Source organism: Streptomyces flavofungini, from assembly GCF_041028215.1.
GTDB classification, from domain to species: Bacteria; Actinomycetota; Actinomycetes; order Streptomycetales; family Streptomycetaceae; genus Streptomyces; species Streptomyces flavofungini_B.
The window spans coordinates 1-1,456 of record NZ_JASKYR010001225.1; the positions used below are offsets into that span (position 1 = coordinate 1).

1 protein-coding gene and 1 pseudogene are annotated in these 1,456 nt (G+C 74.1%); one reads left to right on the top strand and one right to left on the bottom strand.

The features are described 5' to 3' along the window. Positions 1-641 (top strand): annotated as a pseudogene (locus AB8Z36_RS39945) (hypothetical protein); the annotation flags it as partial. Here AB8Z36_RS39945 and AB8Z36_RS39950 read toward each other — a convergent pair. Further along, positions 601-1,456: AAA family ATPase (locus AB8Z36_RS39950; protein ID WP_369218260.1), on the bottom strand; the 856-nt coding region annotated here is incomplete at its 5' end. The pseudogene AB8Z36_RS39945 and the gene AB8Z36_RS39950 sit on opposite strands and share 41 nt — an antisense overlap.

Below are 1,456 nucleotides of genomic sequence, written 5' to 3' on the forward strand. Positions count from 1 at the left end.
CCTTCGCCCCGCCCTGCTACGCCGAGCGCGCGGTCCCCGACCTGACCTGGCGCATGGCGGCATGGACCCGCGCGACGAGCGCCACGGGCGGACGTCTCGTCATCTCCGGGCACTCCCAGGGCAGCGTCCTGGCCGCCGCTGCCGCCTGGCAGCTCCGGCCCTCCGTGCGCAGGCGGGTCGCCCTGCTGACCTACGGCTCGCCCCTGGAGCGGCTCTACGGCCGCTGGTTCCCCGCCCACTTCGGCCCGGCCGCCCTGTCCTCGCTCCACCGCGAGGTCGACTGCTGGCGCAATCTGCACCGGGCCACCGACCCGATCGGCGGCCCCATCGACCTGCACGGCGACTGCGGCCCCCGCGTCGACCGCGCCCCTCTCAAGGACCCGCTGGCCTACGGGCGTACGGAGGACCATCCGCTCCCCGCACCGATCCTGGGCCACGGCGACTACCAGGCCGACCCCGCCTTCGCCGAGGAGCGCGCACGGCTGCTCGCACGGCTGAAGGCGGCGGTGCCTCAGCCCCGGCCCGGGGGCACGGAGGCGGAGACGACCGAGGTGGGGGCGGCCGTGCCGGGGCCGGAGGCGGTCACGTCCGTCCCGGCGGTCACAGCAGTTCCGGCAGATCCTCCGGATACAGCAGGGTGAGCTCGTCGGTGCTCGGGTCGGGCAGCTGGGCCACGCGCCCCGCGTGCCGCTCCACCATCGCCTCGAAGGTCTGCCGCGCGGTGCGGCCGTTGCCGAAGGCGGGGCCCTTCGGCAGCGCCGTGAAGTACTTGAGCAGCGCCTCCGACGCGCCCGAGCCCAGGCGGTACTCGTGCTCCTCGGCCTGCTGCTCCACGATCCGCAGCAGTTCCTCGGGCGCGTAGTCACCGAAGGTGATGGTGCGGGAGAAGCGGGAGGCCACACCGGGGTTGACGGTGAGGAAGCGCCGCATCTCCGCCGTATAGCCCGCGACGATCACGACGACGGCCTCGCGGTGGTCCTCCATCAGCTTCACGAGCGTGTCGATGGCCTCACGGCCGAAGTCGCGCCCGGAGTCCTCGGGGGAGAGCGCGTACGCCTCGTCGATGAAGAGCACACCGCCGCGCGCCCGGTCGAAGGCCTCCTGGGTGCGGATCGCCGTCGAACCGATGTGCTCGCCGACCAGGTCGACGCGGGACACCTCGACGAGGTGGCCGCTCTCCAGCACCCCGAGGGAGGCGAGGATCTCGCCGTAGAGCCGGGCGACGGTCGTCTTGCCCGTGCCCGGGGAGCCGGTGAAGACCAGGTGGCGGCGGACGGAGGCGGCCTTCAGCCCGGCGAGCTGCCTGCGCCTGCCCACCTCGATCATGTCGGTGAGCGCCCGCACCTCGCGCTTGACGCTGTCCAGGCCGACCAGGGCGTCGAGTTCGCCGAGCACCTCTGTGGGGGGGGGGGGGGGGGGGGGGGGGGGGGGGGGCGGGCGCTCACCGACATGATCG